At 60.9% G+C, this 14631-nt stretch carries 22 protein-coding genes and 1 other RNA gene; 17 read left to right on the top strand and 6 right to left on the bottom strand.

What is annotated here, in order from left to right; translation table 11 throughout:
- Positions 1 to 3: 3 nt before the first annotated feature.
- Both ACJH6I_RS04075 and ACJH6I_RS04070 read right to left on the bottom strand, forming a co-directional pair.
- Complete coding sequence (locus tag ACJH6I_RS04075) at positions 4 to 411, bottom strand: VOC family protein (RefSeq protein ID WP_029119569.1); 408 nt, start codon at positions 409 to 411, stop codon at positions 4 to 6.
- A 20-nt stretch (positions 412 to 431) separates the two neighbouring features.
- Positions 432 to 866, bottom strand: a complete 435-nt coding sequence (locus ACJH6I_RS04070; protein WP_020102682.1) for a helix-turn-helix transcriptional regulator — start codon at positions 864 to 866, stop codon at positions 432 to 434.
- An 81-nt stretch (positions 867 to 947) separates the two neighbouring features.
- Between ACJH6I_RS04070 and ACJH6I_RS04065 the strand changes: the two genes are divergently transcribed.
- The 9 genes from ACJH6I_RS04065 to ACJH6I_RS04025 all read left to right on the top strand — a co-directional run bounded on the left by ACJH6I_RS04065 (position 948) and on the right by ACJH6I_RS04025 (position 6018).
- On the top strand, positions 948 to 1802 hold the full coding sequence (locus tag ACJH6I_RS04065) for a maleylpyruvate isomerase family mycothiol-dependent enzyme (RefSeq protein WP_318984271.1): 855 nt from the start codon (positions 948 to 950) through the stop codon (positions 1800 to 1802).
- Positions 1803 to 1916: 114 nt separating this feature from the next.
- Positions 1917 to 2288, top strand: a transfer-messenger RNA (tmRNA) gene (gene ssrA, locus ACJH6I_RS04060).
- A gap of 84 nt (positions 2289 to 2372) precedes the next feature.
- Positions 2373 to 3494: a tyrosine-type recombinase/integrase gene (locus ACJH6I_RS04055; protein WP_318984272.1), complete on the top strand. Its 1122-nt coding sequence runs from the start codon at positions 2373 to 2375 to the stop codon at positions 3492 to 3494.
- 206 nt (positions 3495 to 3700) lie between these two features.
- Entirely contained in the window at positions 3701 to 3946 is a 246-nt protein-coding gene (locus tag ACJH6I_RS04050) for a helix-turn-helix domain-containing protein (protein ID WP_318984273.1), read from the top strand.
- A 158-nt stretch (positions 3947 to 4104) separates the two neighbouring features.
- The gene (locus ACJH6I_RS04045; protein ID WP_406783807.1) at positions 4105 to 4725 is read left to right on the top strand and encodes an HNH endonuclease; all 621 of its coding nucleotides are present in this window, start codon (positions 4105 to 4107) and stop codon (positions 4723 to 4725) included.
- Positions 4726 to 4756: 31 nt separating this feature from the next.
- Positions 4757 to 5095 (top strand): hypothetical protein, encoded by a 339-nt coding sequence (locus ACJH6I_RS04040; RefSeq protein WP_318984275.1) that lies wholly within the window; start codon positions 4757 to 4759, stop codon positions 5093 to 5095.
- Positions 5096 to 5249: 154 nt separating this feature from the next.
- Positions 5250 to 5447 carry a hypothetical protein gene (locus ACJH6I_RS04035; protein WP_318984276.1) on the top strand — a complete coding sequence of 66 codons (198 nt, stop codon included), beginning with the start codon at positions 5250 to 5252 and terminating at the stop codon, positions 5445 to 5447.
- The gene (locus tag ACJH6I_RS04030; RefSeq protein ID WP_318984277.1) at positions 5444 to 5632 is read left to right on the top strand and encodes a hypothetical protein; all 189 of its coding nucleotides are present in this window, start codon (positions 5444 to 5446) and stop codon (positions 5630 to 5632) included. The genes ACJH6I_RS04035 and ACJH6I_RS04030 overlap by 4 nt, the downstream gene beginning before the upstream one ends.
- Positions 5629 to 6018: an HNH endonuclease gene (locus tag ACJH6I_RS04025; RefSeq protein WP_406783806.1), complete on the top strand. Its 390-nt coding sequence runs from the start codon at positions 5629 to 5631 to the stop codon at positions 6016 to 6018. The genes ACJH6I_RS04030 and ACJH6I_RS04025 overlap by 4 nt, the downstream gene beginning before the upstream one ends.
- Positions 6019 to 6024: 6 nt before the next feature.
- Here the strand turns inward: ACJH6I_RS04025 and ACJH6I_RS04020 are convergent, their stop codons facing one another.
- Together ACJH6I_RS04020 and ACJH6I_RS04015 are read right to left on the bottom strand one after the other, a co-directional pair.
- On the bottom strand, positions 6025 to 6378 hold the full coding sequence (locus ACJH6I_RS04020) for a hypothetical protein (RefSeq protein ID WP_318987379.1): 354 nt from the start codon (positions 6376 to 6378) through the stop codon (positions 6025 to 6027).
- Positions 6379 to 6524: 146 nt separating this feature from the next.
- A complete protein-coding gene (locus ACJH6I_RS04015; protein WP_406783805.1) occupies positions 6525 to 7175 on the bottom strand; it encodes a hypothetical protein in 651 nt (216 codons plus the stop codon).
- A gap of 17 nt (positions 7176 to 7192) precedes the next feature.
- Here ACJH6I_RS04015 and ACJH6I_RS04010 point away from each other — a divergent pair, with 17 nt between their 5' ends.
- From ACJH6I_RS04010 to ACJH6I_RS03980, 7 genes are all read left to right on the top strand, one after another.
- Positions 7193 to 7987 (top strand): terminase large subunit domain-containing protein, encoded by a 795-nt coding sequence (locus tag ACJH6I_RS04010; RefSeq protein ID WP_406783804.1) that lies wholly within the window; start codon positions 7193 to 7195, stop codon positions 7985 to 7987.
- Positions 7988 to 8053: 66 nt separating this feature from the next.
- Entirely contained in the window at positions 8054 to 9043 is a 990-nt protein-coding gene (locus ACJH6I_RS04005) for an IS481 family transposase (protein ID WP_212812571.1), read from the top strand.
- A gap of 23 nt (positions 9044 to 9066) precedes the next feature.
- The gene (locus tag ACJH6I_RS04000; RefSeq protein WP_318986029.1) at positions 9067 to 9768 is read left to right on the top strand and encodes a terminase TerL endonuclease subunit; all 702 of its coding nucleotides are present in this window, start codon (positions 9067 to 9069) and stop codon (positions 9766 to 9768) included.
- A gap of 28 nt (positions 9769 to 9796) precedes the next feature.
- Positions 9797 to 11191, top strand: a complete 1395-nt coding sequence (locus ACJH6I_RS03995) for a phage portal protein (RefSeq protein ID WP_318986030.1) — start codon at positions 9797 to 9799, stop codon at positions 11189 to 11191.
- Positions 11192 to 11215: 24 nt separating this feature from the next.
- Positions 11216 to 11665, top strand: a complete 450-nt coding sequence (locus ACJH6I_RS03990) for a hypothetical protein (protein ID WP_318986031.1) — start codon at positions 11216 to 11218, stop codon at positions 11663 to 11665.
- A gap of 52 nt (positions 11666 to 11717) precedes the next feature.
- The gene (locus tag ACJH6I_RS03985) at positions 11718 to 12548 is read left to right on the top strand and encodes a phage major capsid protein (RefSeq protein WP_318986032.1); all 831 of its coding nucleotides are present in this window, start codon (positions 11718 to 11720) and stop codon (positions 12546 to 12548) included.
- Between the two features lie 2 nt (positions 12549 to 12550).
- Positions 12551 to 12868, top strand: a complete 318-nt coding sequence (locus ACJH6I_RS03980) for a hypothetical protein (RefSeq protein ID WP_318986033.1) — start codon at positions 12551 to 12553, stop codon at positions 12866 to 12868.
- Positions 12869 to 13055: 187 nt separating this feature from the next.
- On the opposite strand, the gene ACJH6I_RS03975 is transcribed toward ACJH6I_RS03980, so the two are convergent.
- Positions 13056 to 13352 carry a hypothetical protein gene (locus ACJH6I_RS03975; protein ID WP_318986034.1) on the bottom strand — a complete coding sequence of 99 codons (297 nt, stop codon included), beginning with the start codon at positions 13350 to 13352 and terminating at the stop codon, positions 13056 to 13058.
- 190 nt (positions 13353 to 13542) lie between these two features.
- Between ACJH6I_RS03975 and ACJH6I_RS03970 the strand changes: the two genes are divergently transcribed.
- Entirely contained in the window at positions 13543 to 13881 is a 339-nt protein-coding gene (locus ACJH6I_RS03970; protein WP_318986035.1) for a helix-turn-helix transcriptional regulator, read from the top strand.
- A 225-nt stretch (positions 13882 to 14106) separates the two neighbouring features.
- Here the strand turns inward: ACJH6I_RS03970 and ACJH6I_RS03965 are convergent, their stop codons facing one another.
- Positions 14107 to 14532, bottom strand: coding sequence for a PPOX class F420-dependent oxidoreductase (locus ACJH6I_RS03965; protein ID WP_318986036.1), 426 nt, complete (start codon positions 14530 to 14532; stop codon positions 14107 to 14109).
- Positions 14533 to 14631: the final 99 nt, after the last annotated feature.

Below are 14631 nucleotides of genomic sequence, written 5' to 3'. Positions count from 1 at the left end.
GCACTACAGCTGGTTGATCCGGATCAGGTTGCCCGATGGATCGCGAAATGCGCAGTCGCGCACGCCGTAATCCTGGTCGGTGGGTTCCTGCAGCACGTCGGCCCCCGCCGCTTCCAGGCGCGCGAACAACGCGTCCAGGTCGTCGGTGGCCAGGGTGACGGCGCCGTAGGAGCCCTTGGCGATGAGCTCCAGGATGGTGCGACGCTCGTCGTCGGTGATGCCGGGGTCGGCGGCCGGCGGGTGCAGCACGATCGACGTGCCGGGCTGTCCGGGCGGGCCGACCGTGATCCACCGCATGTCTTGGTAGCCAACGTCTTTGCGCACCTCGAAACCGAGATCGTCGCGGTAGAACTTGAGTGCGGCCTCGGCGTCGGTGTGGGGCAGGAATGCGTAGTGAATCGAGATGTCCATGCCCGTCACGGTAGTGGCGGTCAGTGCGGCGGTGCTTCTTGATTCCTGATCGGTCTGGTGACCTGCCGGGCCAGACAGGCGGGAATGCCGTCGGCCGCCTGCGAATGGTCGCGGCGATACACGCTGGGTGCCACCCCGACGAGCTCGGTGAACCGCGTGCTGAACGTGCCCAGTGACGAAAAGCCAACGGCGAAGCAGACATCCGTCACGCTGAGGTCGCCGCGCCGCAGCAGTGTCATCGCCCGCTCGATGCGCCGCGTCATCAGGTACGAGTAGGGCGATTCCCCGTAGATGCGCCGGAACTCGCGGCTCAGGTGACCGGCCGACATGTGCGCGCCACGGGCCAGGTCTTCGACATTGAGCGGCTTGGCGTACTCCCGGTCGATCCGGTCCCGCACCTTGCGGATCACCGTGATGTCCCGCAGGCGTTGCGCCTCGGCCCGGTCGTCCCCCATATGGCCATCGTCGCATGACCGAATTGGGACGCATCGCGCAATTCCCGGTGCAGACGGGTCCGCTCGTCGTACGGTCAGCCGGTGAGCAGCTCAACGCGACCCGTGACCGTCCTGGAAAAATCCGACGTCTTGCCCGCCCTCTTCGGGGTGTGGGACGACCTCGACAAACTGCTGGCCACCATCTCCGAAGCAGAGCTGCTGACCACGCAGACCGAGCTCCCCGGCTGGCATGTCCGTGATGTCGTCGCGCACATCATCGGCACCGAGCTCATGCTCAAGGGCGAACCGGTGCCGGAGGCCGACATGGACGTGTCCGAACTGGACCATGTGCACAACCCCATCGGCGTAATGAACGAATGCTGGAACCGGTCGATGGCCGCGCTCTCGAGCGCCGAGCTGTTGGAGAAGTTCCGCGCCGTCACCGACGAGCGGCGGGCCACCTTGACCGCGATGTCGGACGAAGAGTGGAACACCCCGACGATGACGCCGGCCGGACAGGACAGCGTCGGTCGCTTCATGCGGATCCGGACGTTCGACTCGTGGATGCATGAGCAGGACATCCGGGAATCCGTCGCCCGCCCGGCGCCGGACGCGGCATTGCAGAAGCCGGAGGCGCAGCTGTCGCTCGACGAGATCGAGACGATGATGGGCTTCGTCGTCGCCAAGCGCGGGGGAGCGCCGGCCGGATCGCGGATCGCCATCGAGCTGACCGGACCCATGGCGCGCACCATCCGGGTCGCTGTAGGTGAGCGGGCGGCCGTCGTCCAAGACTTCGGCGGCGCCGAGCCGTCCACGGTGATCCGGATGGACGGCTGGCAGTTCACCCGGCTGTGTGGCGGACGCCCGCTGGGCGCGGTGCGGCCGGTCGCCATCGAGTTCGAGGGCGACACCGAGGTCGGCCGGCGCATCGTCGAGAACCTCGGTTACGTCATCTGACCTGGTCGGACGGCAGCACCGGGCCTCGTCCACGCGCTCGGAATAATGGCTTGGCGTTCGCCGTTGGGACTGGCGTAAGATTGTTGGTCCTGCCGAAAGTCGGCGGGGGTGCGAGGGGCTGAACGGTTTCGACTTCGCGCATCGAATCAAGGGAAGCGTGCCGGTGCAGGCAAGAGACCACCGTAAGCGTCGTTGTAACCAATTAAGCGCCGATTCTCATCAGCGCGACTACGCCCTCGCTGCCTAAGTAGCGACCGCGTGTCTGTCAGACCGGGAGCGCCCTCGGCCCGGACCCTGGCATCGACTAGAGGGACCCACCCACGGGGCCGGTCGCGGGGCCCGTGGGGACATCAAACAGCGACTGGGATCGTCATCTCGGCTTGTTCGCGTGACCGGGAGATCCAAGTAGAGGCATAGCGAACTGCGCACGGAGAAGTCTTGAGGGAATGCCGTAGGACCCGGGTTCAATTCCCGGCAGCTCCACAACAAAATAGCAGGTCAGAAGCCTAAATCTGATCGAATAGAGGCCACGTCAGCACCGAGTCAGCACAATGCGACTAGGATGCCGACGTGGCCTTTGTTCGTGAGCGCACCCGTAAGGACGGCACCACCGTCTATGCAGTGACGTACCGCGTAGGTGGACGTGCAGGACGGCAGTCGCAAACTTCATTCCCAGAGCGCAAGCAAGCCGACAAGTTCTGTGCCCTGGTTGATGCGTTCGGCCCTGTCGAGGCGCTAGCGAAGGCCGGCATCTCGGACGTACCGCAGCACGCCATGTCTGCCCTCACCGTCACCGAGTATCTAGAACGACACATCGCCAGTCTGTCGGGCGTCGAACGCAAGACGATCACCGAGTACAACCGGTACGTCCGTAATGACATTGCTCCGGTCGTTGGACTGTTGCCACTGTCGAAGCTGACGCGTGCCGACGTGGCCGCGTGGGTCAATCAGATGCACGCGGACGGAGCCAAGGCCGGCACCATGCAAAACAAGCATGGATTTCTGTCAGGGGCGCTGAAACAGGCCGTCAAAGATGGGCACCTGACCGCCAACCCCTGCGACGGAGTGAAACTGCCCCGTACCGAGGAACGCGAAACCGTGTTCCTGACCAAAGACGAGTTTCAGATTCTCAAGGCCGCGTTCACCGAGCACTATCGGCCGTTGGTTGAGTTCCTGGTGGCGAGCGGGTGCCGCTTCAACGAGGCAACAGCACTCAAGCCGGCCGACGTTGACCGCAAAGCGAACACAGTGCGGATTGCCCGCGCCTGGAAACAGGACGGCACCAAGTACACGATGGGACCACCCAAGACACAGAAGTCCAACCGCACGATCAACGTCCCTAAGGCGGTGCTCGACCAGCTCGACTACTCCCAGGAATGGCTATTCACGTCCACAAAGGGTGGGCCGGTGCGACTCTCGACCTGGCGGACGAACGTTTGGAACAAGTCACGCGCCAGGGCAATGGCTACGGATGAGAACAACCCGGATAAGCCGGTGCTTGAGAAGTCTCCCACACCCCACGACATGCGCCACACGTGTGCGAGCTGGATGATCCAAGCTGGCGTGCCATTGCCGGTGGTCCAGTCTCACCTAGGCCACGAGTCCATCACCACGACGGTTGATCGCTACGGACACCTTGACCGGCGTTCGCATGTGGTTGCGTCGGATGCGATTGCGGCGATGCTGGCGTGACGTGCGCCACAGGCTAAGTAGCCCACGCTAGCCTGTGCTCGCGTGGCGTAGCAGAAGTAACTGCGGGCAAATATTCAACGTCCCATTTTCTTGGTACTTGTCGGTGCTACTCATAAAGTATGAAACGTCAGGACCGGGGGTGAATCGGCCTGACTCAAGACGCCAACAAGGGGAGCGTCCGACCATTCACCAGATGGAACACGCAAGTGTCAGAACAACTGTTGATCGGCCACGAAGAACTTTCCAAGCTGACCGGCATTCCGATCAATACTTTGAAGGACTACCGGGCCAAAGGAAAAGGTCCACGTTCGGCCATCATCGGCGGCAAGGTGAAGTACCGGCGCTCTGACGTGCTGGATTGGATTGACCAGTGCTTTGAAGAATCAGCACGTGGTGCAAATACTCCACCGCCGAAATTCACGCCGCTTGGCAATCGGGCAGTTGCCGCTTGATTGCGGACGGCAGCATCGGGATGACCAGCGCAAATGTAGTTCCATCGCAAATTCACGGGGTCCGTGAGTATATTGATGGTAGATGGGTTGAAGTGGTTGCGAGCGTGCGAGCGTGCCACTTCGGAAAAGGGGTCAGGCCACGCGAAGCGGGGCACAAAATGACCCAACCAAAACGCACTCAAGGCCGGGAATTGTCCGGGACAAACGGCTACCGAATCATGGACAACGGCAACGTCTATGACCCATCCGGGCACAAGCTGCTACGGACCGGGAAACACCTGCATTTGGTCAATCCTGGCAAGGACTACGGCGGACCGGTACCGCCCGCGTTCGGGAACACGTTCGGCCGTTACCTCACGGACGGGTACGACACACGCGACCCGCACGACCACGACCGAAGCAAGCGCGCGCCTACTACTACCTGCTACGACCGGCGCCTAGCGGAGCTGGTGGCCTACGAGTTCCTGGGTCCGCCACCGACGCGGTCAGCCATCGTCGCGCACATTGACGGCGACCGCAGCAATTGCGCCGCCAACAACCTGGCTTACGTGCTCGATGCCGAGGCTGAACGGTACTTCGCCGAACAGGAACTCATGGCGCTGATGCGGCCAGGGCGTCGGTCCAGCGGCGTCATCTACACCGACAAGAAGCCACTGAAGAAACGCGAAGGCGCCGACCTGAACCGGAACCCGACCTACTTACCGGACCGGTACAACCACGTGCAACCGCCACCAACGCGAGTCCCTCACTGGGACGCGGAATACCCACAAGCAAGCTAACTACCAAAATTCAAGGAAAACAATGGAATACATGCGCAAGCGCAACGCCAACATGACGATGCACCCAACCAGCTTCGAGCTAGTCCCCAGTGTCGAAACCGGAGACCGCCGCCCTGGTGTCGGCGTCCGGATGAACATCCGACAGGGGTACTTCGCCAACGGCGTTGACTCAATCACTTTCCCGATCAGCGCAGACGACGCGACCGACCTAGCAGCAGCCTTGCTGGCACACGCTGACGCCATGACCGGCAATGCGCGCCGTGATCGCACTGCACAGGAGTTGGCCGAAGGCCGGCAGCGAGTCCGGGACTACTTCACGCGCGACCATGGCGTGACCGCCGACGAACTCGCAGACTACTGCCGAGGATAAAACCCAAGCAGCGCAATAGATTTGGTGGGGTTGGAGCCAAATCCAACAAAGTGCAGATCATCGACGCAGCCCCGCCAATACCGACAGATACCCCCGGCTTCCCCTACCGATCACATGGGAGACCGGGGGTATCCGTCATTCAGGAGAACACACGATGCAGGAGATTCAGACTCAAAGAACCGCCGAAGGCAAGCACCTGATAACGGTGTGGGACTACTACGGGCCACGGTTGCCGCTGGAGTTCGTCCTGACTGACGAGCAAGCCACCGACCTGGTAACCGCGATCACGGACATGCAGTCCCGCGACTACACGACCGCCACTCCCGCGCAGTGCCGATGGACAACCGAATGATCCAGCGCACCAGCGTGCCCGCCGAGCAAGGCCACGACTACAAGCTCCGGCGCAAACCCGGTCACTACCTGCGCATCGAGCGCCGAGACCGCACCGGCATGAACCGAACCGTCTGCATCCATGAAAGCGACGCGCTCGCCGTAGCCGATGCCATACACGACCTAATCGAACGGGAGCCAGCATGAACAGGCCCTGCCTAGGATGCGGACGCCTCATCGGCACAGGCAGCAGATGCAGCAGATGCACGCCACAACGCGCACCACGCAGCACCGCACACGCAGGTAGCGACTGGCGCTGGCGCAAACTCTCAGCAGCACAACGCAAACGCGTCTCATACTGTGAACTCGCACTACCGGGATGCCGGCGCAGGGCCGAGACGGCCGACCACATCATTCCAGTGAGCGAAGCACCAGAGCTGGCACACAACGAGCTGAACATCCGAAGTGCGTGCCGGCCATGCAACGCCCAACGAGGCGATACATGCACCGACGCTGAACGCCAAAAGGTTCGAGCGGCTATCACAGCGCGCAAGCAACGATGGACCAACTACATGGACGCTACAAGCACCTGACGGCCGCTACTTCTTGACGCGGTTCAGCCACTCACGCATGTCTTCCGGGCCATCCGTTCCGTCCGAGCGGTTGCCGCGCCGCAGGGCCGGCACTTCGTTCGTCAACTTGCACTGCCAGCACTCAAACTCGGCGTCGCTCTTGGGGACGTTCTGGACGGCATTGCACCGCACGCAACTAACGCTGCGCATACCTAACGGCGCCAGCGGTGCTTGCCGTGGCAGTACGGCGATGATCACGAGGCCGATCACACCGAGCAACAGACCGAGGATGAACCAGCCGAACCTGCTGCGGTTCTTCGAGCCAGCGATAACGGCTGAGGCGATCCCGCACAGAAGCCAGAGTACGAGGAGTATTTCCACGGTCGTACATTCTCACGCCGCGTTCGTCCTCACGTCGAATTCGTAAGGCAACGCGTTGACCAGAGGAAACGCCGCCGATCCGAGGCCCCCGGGGAGAGGCCCCGACCGGCGATGATCCTCACCTCGATCAGCCAGCGCAGAGCCGATTACTCTGCCGTGAGGACGCGTTCGTACTCGTTGATTGCGGTGTTGAGTGGGGTCCACCGAAACAACTTGTATGTGAAGGCGTGATGGTCACGGTATTTAAACCGCTTCCAAACATGGGCTTTATTGATATCCCGTATAGCGTCAACGTATTCAGGCAAGAATTTTTCGATCATCAGGCAAAGCCTGCGTAATCGTTGTGCTTGTTCTAATGCGCTTTGATTTACGGGATCGGCCTGCACCGATACTCTCAGGTTGTCCCAAAAATACGTCGCATCTCTTATCAAGTAGTGAAACATGTCTATTTGTCGCTGGCCTACCGACGTAATGGTGAACCCAAGTTCAGGAAGTCGGTTTATGGCTGTGTCGAACTCGGCTGGCCGGGGCCGGATTTCCGGTCTAAAGCCAGTATGGATTAGGTAACGGTCGAATGTTAATTGACCTTTCACCTGCTGACATTCCTTCACGGCGGTATCGAGATAGCCGCGTAATTCTGCCAGGAGTTGTGGTTGCGGATTTACGGTCTTGTTGCGAATCGCTGACCACCAGTTATAGAGGCTAAGGAGGAATCCGAGGACGCCCAAAATTCCGGCGCCATGGTCATACAGATAACCAAATATAGTTGACAAATGCTCCCCCTTTGAGTGTTGCAACTTGAGGGGAGTTTACGTTGAAGGCTGGTCCTAAACGGGCCGTTGATGACACTGAGTTGCCGTTCCGGCCGAGGTCGAACGGCTCGGCGCGGTTCGCCGCATTCTGCACCAAGTTCATTACCGTGCCCAAGGGCACCGGTTCCGGTGGACCGCTAAAGCTCCGCAGGTGGCAGCGGGAGCTTGTGGGGTCGGTGCTAGATGCCCGGACGCAACCGCGCGTCGCCGGCTGGTGCCTGCCCCGTGGTCAAGGCAAGTCAACCCTCGTCGCTGCGCTCGGACTCTACGAACTGATGACGGGCGGCGACGGCGCGACCGTGATCGTTGCCGCCGTGGATGAACGCCAGGCAGGCATCGTGTTCGGCGTCGCTGCCCGAATGGTGGAGCTGAACGACGAACTCGCTAGCCGTGTGCAGGTGTTCAAGGACCGGCTTGTAGTGCCGTCCCGTGGCGCATCGTTCACCTGTCTGCCGGCGTCGCCGGCCGCGCTCGAAGGTTTGGACTACACGCTGGCAATCGTTGACGAGATTGGCCGCGTCGGCATCGAGACATGGGAAGTCATCGCGCTCGCACAGGGCAAGCGGGAACGTTCCACGCTGATCGGCATTGGCACGCCAGGACCGACCGAGGACAACGTACTCACACGGCTACGGGCCTACTCGCTGGATCACCCGGAGGACACGAGCCAGGTCTACCGCGAATACAGCGCGGCTGGCTTTGAGGACCATGCGCCGGACTGCGAACACTGTTGGGAACTCGCGAACCCAGCCCTAGATGTACTGACCATGGACGTTAGGTACGGCGTGGCGTGGTGACATGAAGAAGACCTCCGAGTGAAGTGCGAGCTGTCTAGGAACGCACCAACTCTCTCGGAGGTCTTCGTGTCCCACCGTAATGCCCCGCTGTCAGAAACCGGTCGTCTGCGCTTGGCCCGTTGTGTGGTCGATGAAGGCTGGTCGCTACGCCGGGCTGCTGAGCGGTTCCAGGTCGCCGTCACGACCGCCCGGCGTTGGGCCTGCCGATATCGCGAACTGGGACCGGCCGGCATGGTTGACCGCAGCTCTCGACCCCACCGCAGCCCCAACCAGACACCGACCCGGACCGAACGCCGGATCATCAAGGTTCGGGTGACCCGTCGCTGGGGCCCAGCCCAAATCGGTTACCTGCTGGGCATTCACCCCTCGACTGTGCATCGGGTGCTGACCCGCTACGGCATCGCCCGACTGCGTTGGTTGGACCGCCCTACTGGCCGGGTCGTACGCCGCATCGAGTCTGCAGCGGCCGGCGATCTGGTTCATGTCGATGTCAAGAAGCTCGGCAAAATCCCTGCCGGAGGCGGCTGGCGGATGCTTGGCCGCACCAAAGGCGGCCACAACTCCAACCAAGACAAGAGCAGCGGCGTCTTCAACAAATCCCGACAACCGCTGCGCGGCTATCACTTTCTGCACACAGCCATCGACGGCCACTCTCGATTGGTCTACAGCGAGATACTCGCCGATGAACGCAAAGAGACCGCGGCCGCATTCTGGATCCGCGCCAACAATTGGTTCCACCAATGTGGGATCACGGTCCGAAACGTATTGACCGACAATGGCTCTTGCTATCGATCGCACGCCTTCCGTGATGCGCTCGGGGATATAGTGCACCGCCGCACCAAGCCCTATCGACCCCAGACCAACGGCAAAGTAGAACGATTCCACCGCACCCTGGCCGACGAATGGGCCTACGCACGCCTCTATACCAACGACGCCGAGCGCTGCGCCGAATACCCACGCTGGCTCCACACCTACAATCACCACCGCGGCCACACCGCACTCGGAGGCCACCCACCCGCCAGTCGCGTGCCTAACCTCTCAGGTCAGTACACCTAGATGATTACCTACATCGGGACGCGATGCGGGCACTGTTGCCCCCGAAGTCAAGTGAAGCGCACTTCCGACGTGCACGGCTCTGCCAGTTTGTTGGACCGGTCGAGGACGCGTTTCTCACTGCCGACGTATGGGATTCGCTTGATGCAGGCCACTCGATCAGTGACGGCGCCGAAGTTGTTGTGGCGCTCGATGGTTCGTTTGGCGGCGCCCACGCCGACACCACAGCTGTGTTGTTGGCTAGCGTCTCTGCCCGTCCGCTATTTCAGCCGCTACAAGTCTGGCAGTCGGACGGCAGCGATGACTACCGAGTGCCGGTGCTTGAGGTCGAGGACGCGATACGCGACGCCTGCAAGAGGTTTCAGGTTCGTGAGGTTGTGGCCGACCCGTTTCGGCTGAACCGCACGTTGCAGGTACTAGCCGGTGAGGGCATCCCGATCAGTGAGTTTCCGCATTCGCCAGCGCGATTGACGCGGGCAACCACGGACCTGTTTACCGCTGCCCAGAACGGCCGAATGTCCCACAACGGCAGCGAGCTACTACGCCGGCACGTCCTGGCCGCGACGCTGATCGAGAGCGACAAGGGCCTACGACTAGGCAAGGCCAGCCGATCCCGAACCGCTCCGAAGATCGACCTTGCCGCGTGCATGGTGATGGCGCATAGCCGCGCTACGTGGCTGGCGAGTCAGAAACCGAAGCGTCGGCGGTCCTTCTCGGCCGCCTACTAACGAACTTTCATAACTGAATAGAGGCATTTTGAATTTACTTGACGAACTGTTTTACCAACTAAACCTACGTCAGGTCACGTACGCAACATATGACCGGTACTACCGGGGCCAACAGGCTATGAGCTTTATCAGCCCGGAATCGCAGAAGGCTATCGGTAATCGGCTGGCGCACTTGGTGGTCAATATTCCGCGCGTTTTGGTCAATTCTCTTGCGGAGCGTTGCCGCATTCTTGGATTCACGCCCGACTCAACGATTTGGGATGATTTCATTGCGAACGATTTGGACCAGCAAGCCGGCATTGTGCACCGCACCGCCCTGCTATACGGACAATCCTTTGTCATCGTATGGGCCGATGCAGACGGTAAACCAACTGTGTCAGTGGAATCGCCGCTGAATGTCGAAGTGTTGACCGATCCAGCGACGCGGGCAATTACTGCCGCTGTCAAGCGTTGGTCTGATCGCATTAATGGCGAGACTCACGCAATGGTGTACCTACCTGATCGCATCGAGCATTGGCGTGCCAAGACCGTGCGGGCGGATTCACCAGGCGCATTTGTGCTCATCGAGACACTGCCTAATGCGCTGGGTGTGGTTCCCGTGGTGCGGTTCCTGAATACCGATCTAGTGAACGATGCCGGCCAATGGAACACCGACTTTTGCGGGCATGGGCATTCAGAAATTGATGGCGTCATGGGCCTCACCGATGCCCTATGCAAGGTGTCGAGCGACATGCTTATTGCCAGCGAGTTTCTGGCGAAGCCACGCCGTTGGGCGACGGGGGTTGAACCGAAAGAAATTCCCCGGCTCGACAACGACGGAAATCCCGTATTCGAGAATGGCGAACCAGTTCTGGATGCGGTATCGCCATTCCCCGAAAACGATCGGTTCCTGTTGGCCGAAGCCGAGAATGCCAAGTTCGGGCAACTATCAGGTAGCGCCTTGGACGGCTACCAGAACGCGGCCGACCTGATCCTCAGTGAAATCGCCGCCGTATCCAGCCTGCCGCCGCACTACCTGGGCATCATGCACGACAACCCATCTAGCGCGGACGCACTGCGGGCCAGTGAGGCCGGCCTGACATCCAAGGCTGCCGATAAGCAATCCGCATTCGGGAGAAGCTGGGAATTGGTCGGCAAGCTGATGAAAGCCGTGCGTACCGGCCAGCGGGTAACTGATATTCCGTGCCGCGTTGTGTGGTGCGATCCCGGTACGCGTTCAGAGGCGCAGATGTCCGATGCTGTCACGAAATTGGTACAGGCCGGCATTTTGAGCAAGTCGGGCGCATTGCGCCGCATGGGTTACACCGAGAACGAAATTTCCGCAGAGGCCGAAGCGCGTGCCAGTGAGCAATTGAATGAAACTCCAATGGGTCAATTCTACGGCCGGCAGATCGAATCGACAGCGCGACAGATCGCGGCATAACCAAACGAAAATGGACTGAAGTACATGAGTGAGAATAACAATGGGCCTGATGCCCTGAACGATCCTCAGGGCAGCGAAACAGGCGACCATAGGGTGATCACACCCGACGACGCCAACAACGCGGCAGAATCGAACACAGACGCCGATGCGGACAATCCTCCCGATGGGGATACGTTTCCGCGTGAATACGTCGAGAAGCTGCGCAAAGAATCAGCGGGCTACCGCGACCGGGCCGACGCCATGGCGAAACAATTGCATAAGGCGATGGTTAGCGCAACGGGAAAACTGGTGAATCCTGACGAATTGCCGTTCGACCACGAGCATTTGACCGACCCGGACAAGCTCAATGCCGCTATAGATGCTCTAACCAACGCGAAACCCTATCTACGGGTACGGCCTACCGGCGATATTGGGCAGGGGCAGCGCGGCAATGGTGAGGCTAAACCGACATGGGGCGATCTATTTCGCACCTAGCGGCCGGCTGAATCAATAACTAAATAACAATTTCATAGAAGGACAACTTAATATGGCAGTAACTAATAGTGCATTGCAGCAGGGCTGGACCCCGGAACAGTACGGGCAGCTCATTGACACCGTTCTGGCCGAAGAAAGCATCGCTTTCAAGGCCGCGACTGTCGTGCAGACCAGCAACGAGAAGATCCGCTTCCCGATGCTGACCGCCGACCCCGCCACGGGCTGGTACGCGGAGAACACGCAGATCGCGCTGACGGACCCGGCCACCAACGAGCTGGTCATTACTCCCAGCAAGGTCGCCGGCCTGACCCAGATCAGCAACGAGGCCGCATCGGACACCACGCCGGGGGTTGCCGAGCAGACCGGTAAGTCCCTGGCGCGCAGCGTCGCGAAGAAGGTTGACGCAGCGTTCTTCGCCAACACCACCGTGAACGGACCAAACGGCCTGCTGTCACTGACCGGCATCAACACCGTGGATACCAGCGTGACGCCGCTAACGTCGCTCGATCCGTTCCATGAGGCCAAGTACGCCGCCCTGGCAGACGGCGCTCATCTGACCCACTTCATCCTGTCGCAGGACGTTGCTCTGGCACTGGCGAAGGCCAAGCAGGCAGACGGCTGGAATACCGGCCTGTTGGACAACGTGGGCGACGGAATCACCTTGGCCGGCGTGCCGGTGCTGGTGTCCGTATCCGTCCCGGCCGGCAACGCGTGGGGCGTTGACGCAAGCCAGATTTTCCTTGCGCAGCGCACCGGTACCACGGTCGTCATGTCGCAGGATGCGGCGTTCAGCTACGACGCCGTGCAGGTCCGTGCGACCGCACGTGTGTCGTGGGGATTCGCCAACCCGGCCGGCGTGGTCCGTATCTACGACGCGCCGTAATCGTGGCGACGCCGACAAGTGCTGATCTTGCGGCGTTCACCGGCAAGGAGCTGAACAGCGATCAGGCCACGGCGGTAATCACGGTGGTTGCCGCCCTGGCCGAGTCGTACACACGCGGCAACGGATTCACCGCAGGGGAACCCAACGACGCCGTTGGTGCTGTGATCCTGTCCGCGTCAGCTCGCCTGGTCGAAGACACGTCGCAGATCGTGCAAGACAGAAGCATGGGACCGTTCTCGGTCTCGTACCGCGCAGGATTCGATGGGTGGAGCACTGCCGAACTGGCAGTGCTGAACCGGTATCGGGTCCGCGCCCTATAGACATGCCAGCCAACAGGCTTGGCAGAGTTCACCGGACGGGAGAAACGGCCGGTGGGCAAGACATCTAGTTCTTCCCGCTAAGGGCGGATGGCTAGTTGTTATTTCAGTTGAATGGACACAAGTAGACCCCCTGTACCCAACAGCTCGCGGCAATCGCCGTGTGGGTGCAGGGGGTCTTTCTTGCTATCTAGGCCGCGTAGCGTGCTTCCAGCCGCTCCCACATGTCAGCGCCAGCCAACAGCTCTGCCGCACACTCACGCATCGCTTGCGGGGACCCAAGCTCCAGATAGGAACCGATCCACGCGTGGAGTTCTCCCACCGCGCCCGTGAAGTCCTGCCAGCCACCTAATCCGACCTGACCCGCCATGGCGCCTTGCCCGACTGCGCGTGTTCTGAAGACGACGCGGCGCTGACCAGCGTCTAACCAGTCATCGCACTCGATGGCGTCGTCTGGTTCGGGAACATCGTTGAGGGTCCGCAGCACGCGGGTCTCCTGACTGTTGTGACTGTTGAGGTTGCCGGCGGTCCAGACTGTAGGCGCGGGAAGCTGGCGCGTCAACGGCGGCACGACAGCGAAACATGTTGTGTCGCAACGTATTCGTACCAGATTGGTACGCGCGGCGCCCGGAGAAAATGCCTAGGCACGCTCGCCGCCAGCTCGCTACCCTCACACCATGCCGAAGAATGACCAGATACAGGAACGCTTGCGACGCGATCCCGAACTAGCCGCCGAGGTCGCGCGGATACAGGCCGAACGCGTCGAAGCTGCGCAATACACCCCCCTGATCGCGATACGGCAAGCCGCCGGCTTGAGTCGCGCAGAGCTTGCCGAGCGCTTGCAACTGACGGAACCGGCATTCATCGAGCTAGAAACCGACCAGGACTGGACCCTCTCGACCCTGGTCCGATACTGCGACGCGGCCGGCGCGGTAGCGATGCTCACTGTCGAAATTGGCGGCAACGTCCTGGACTTCGAAGCGCGCCAAACGGCCCGTGGATTCCTGATGAAGTAAAGAGTGCTGGGTGCTGACCCGTGCTGACGGCGGTCAGCACAATCGTTTCTCCGGTCGTGTTATCCCATGTCGCACCGTGCTGACTCGCTTTGTATTTGTGCAGGTCAACCGCATTATATGCGGCTTCAATTCCCGGCAGCTCCACAAGAAAGGCCCGGCTCGGAAGCGAGCCGGGCCTTTTCGTTTGATCGCCTTGTTTGGTCTGCCTCACACGTCCCCCCGGGCTCAGACGTTACGGATGTCCGCTTTGAGCAAGTGCGGTTCGGTATCGGTGTCGTCGATGCCGAAGCTGATGATGCGGCGCGGGGTGATGCGGATGATGGCCGAATCGAGGGCATCTCCTGCGGGGCCACGTTGTCCTGGCGCTGCTACTGCCTGCTCGGCGGTGCCGCGAATCTCCAGGCAACGCACGCGCCACGGGTCGCGAGAGGCGATGTCGTCGACGACGAAGGCGACCTTGTCGTGGTGGGCGAGGTTGCGGAACTTCCGGCTCTTGGCCATGTTGTAGCCAGAGATGTCGATGGTGCCGAGTTCTTCGTTGTAGGTGAAGCCCACCGGGCTGACCTGCGGTGTACCGTCGGGCTGGATGGTGGCGAGTCGCCCGAGGTCTGCCGCCTTCATGAATTCGATTTCGTGGGGTTTGAAGGACATGCATGCCAAGCTAGAACCTTAACTTAGGTTCAGGTCAAGCCCCGCATCACCGCACGCTTCGTAGTTTCGATACCGCCATGTGGCGACCTGCATTCCGTA

The organism is Mycobacterium sp. SMC-13, assembly GCF_045311035.1.
Taxonomy (GTDB): domain Bacteria; phylum Actinomycetota; class Actinomycetes; order Mycobacteriales; family Mycobacteriaceae; genus Mycobacterium.
This window is presented reverse-complemented; position numbering and strand designations above follow the sequence as displayed.

What these genes read in the sequence shown, in the direction of transcription:
- ACJH6I_RS04075 (WP_029119569.1), bottom strand. Translation starts at nt 411, where the DNA reads ATGGACATCTCGATTCACTACGCATTCCTGCCCCACACCGACGCCGAG.
- ACJH6I_RS04070 (WP_020102682.1), bottom strand. Translation starts at nt 866, where the DNA reads ATGGGGGACGACCGGGCCGAGGCGCAACGCCTGCGGGACATCACGGTG.
- ACJH6I_RS04045 (WP_406783807.1), top strand. Translation starts at nt 4,105, where the DNA reads ATGACCCAACCAAAACGCACTCAAGGCCGGGAATTGTCCGGGACAAAC.
- ACJH6I_RS04040 (WP_318984275.1), top strand. Translation starts at nt 4,757, where the DNA reads ATGCGCAAGCGCAACGCCAACATGACGATGCACCCAACCAGCTTCGAG.
- ACJH6I_RS04035 (WP_318984276.1), top strand. Translation starts at nt 5,250, where the DNA reads ATGCAGGAGATTCAGACTCAAAGAACCGCCGAAGGCAAGCACCTGATA.
- ACJH6I_RS04030 (WP_318984277.1), top strand. Translation starts at nt 5,444, where the DNA reads ATGATCCAGCGCACCAGCGTGCCCGCCGAGCAAGGCCACGACTACAAG.
- ACJH6I_RS04025 (WP_406783806.1), top strand. Translation starts at nt 5,629, where the DNA reads ATGAACAGGCCCTGCCTAGGATGCGGACGCCTCATCGGCACAGGCAGC.
- ACJH6I_RS04000 (WP_318986029.1), top strand. Translation starts at nt 9,067, where the DNA reads ATGCGGGCACTGTTGCCCCCGAAGTCAAGTGAAGCGCACTTCCGACGT.
- ACJH6I_RS03990 (WP_318986031.1), top strand. Translation starts at nt 11,216, where the DNA reads ATGAGTGAGAATAACAATGGGCCTGATGCCCTGAACGATCCTCAGGGC.
- ACJH6I_RS03985 (WP_318986032.1), top strand. Translation starts at nt 11,718, where the DNA reads ATGGCAGTAACTAATAGTGCATTGCAGCAGGGCTGGACCCCGGAACAG.
- ACJH6I_RS03970 (WP_318986035.1), top strand. Translation starts at nt 13,543, where the DNA reads ATGCCGAAGAATGACCAGATACAGGAACGCTTGCGACGCGATCCCGAA.
- ACJH6I_RS03965 (WP_318986036.1), bottom strand. Translation starts at nt 14,532, where the DNA reads ATGTCCTTCAAACCCCACGAAATCGAATTCATGAAGGCGGCAGACCTC.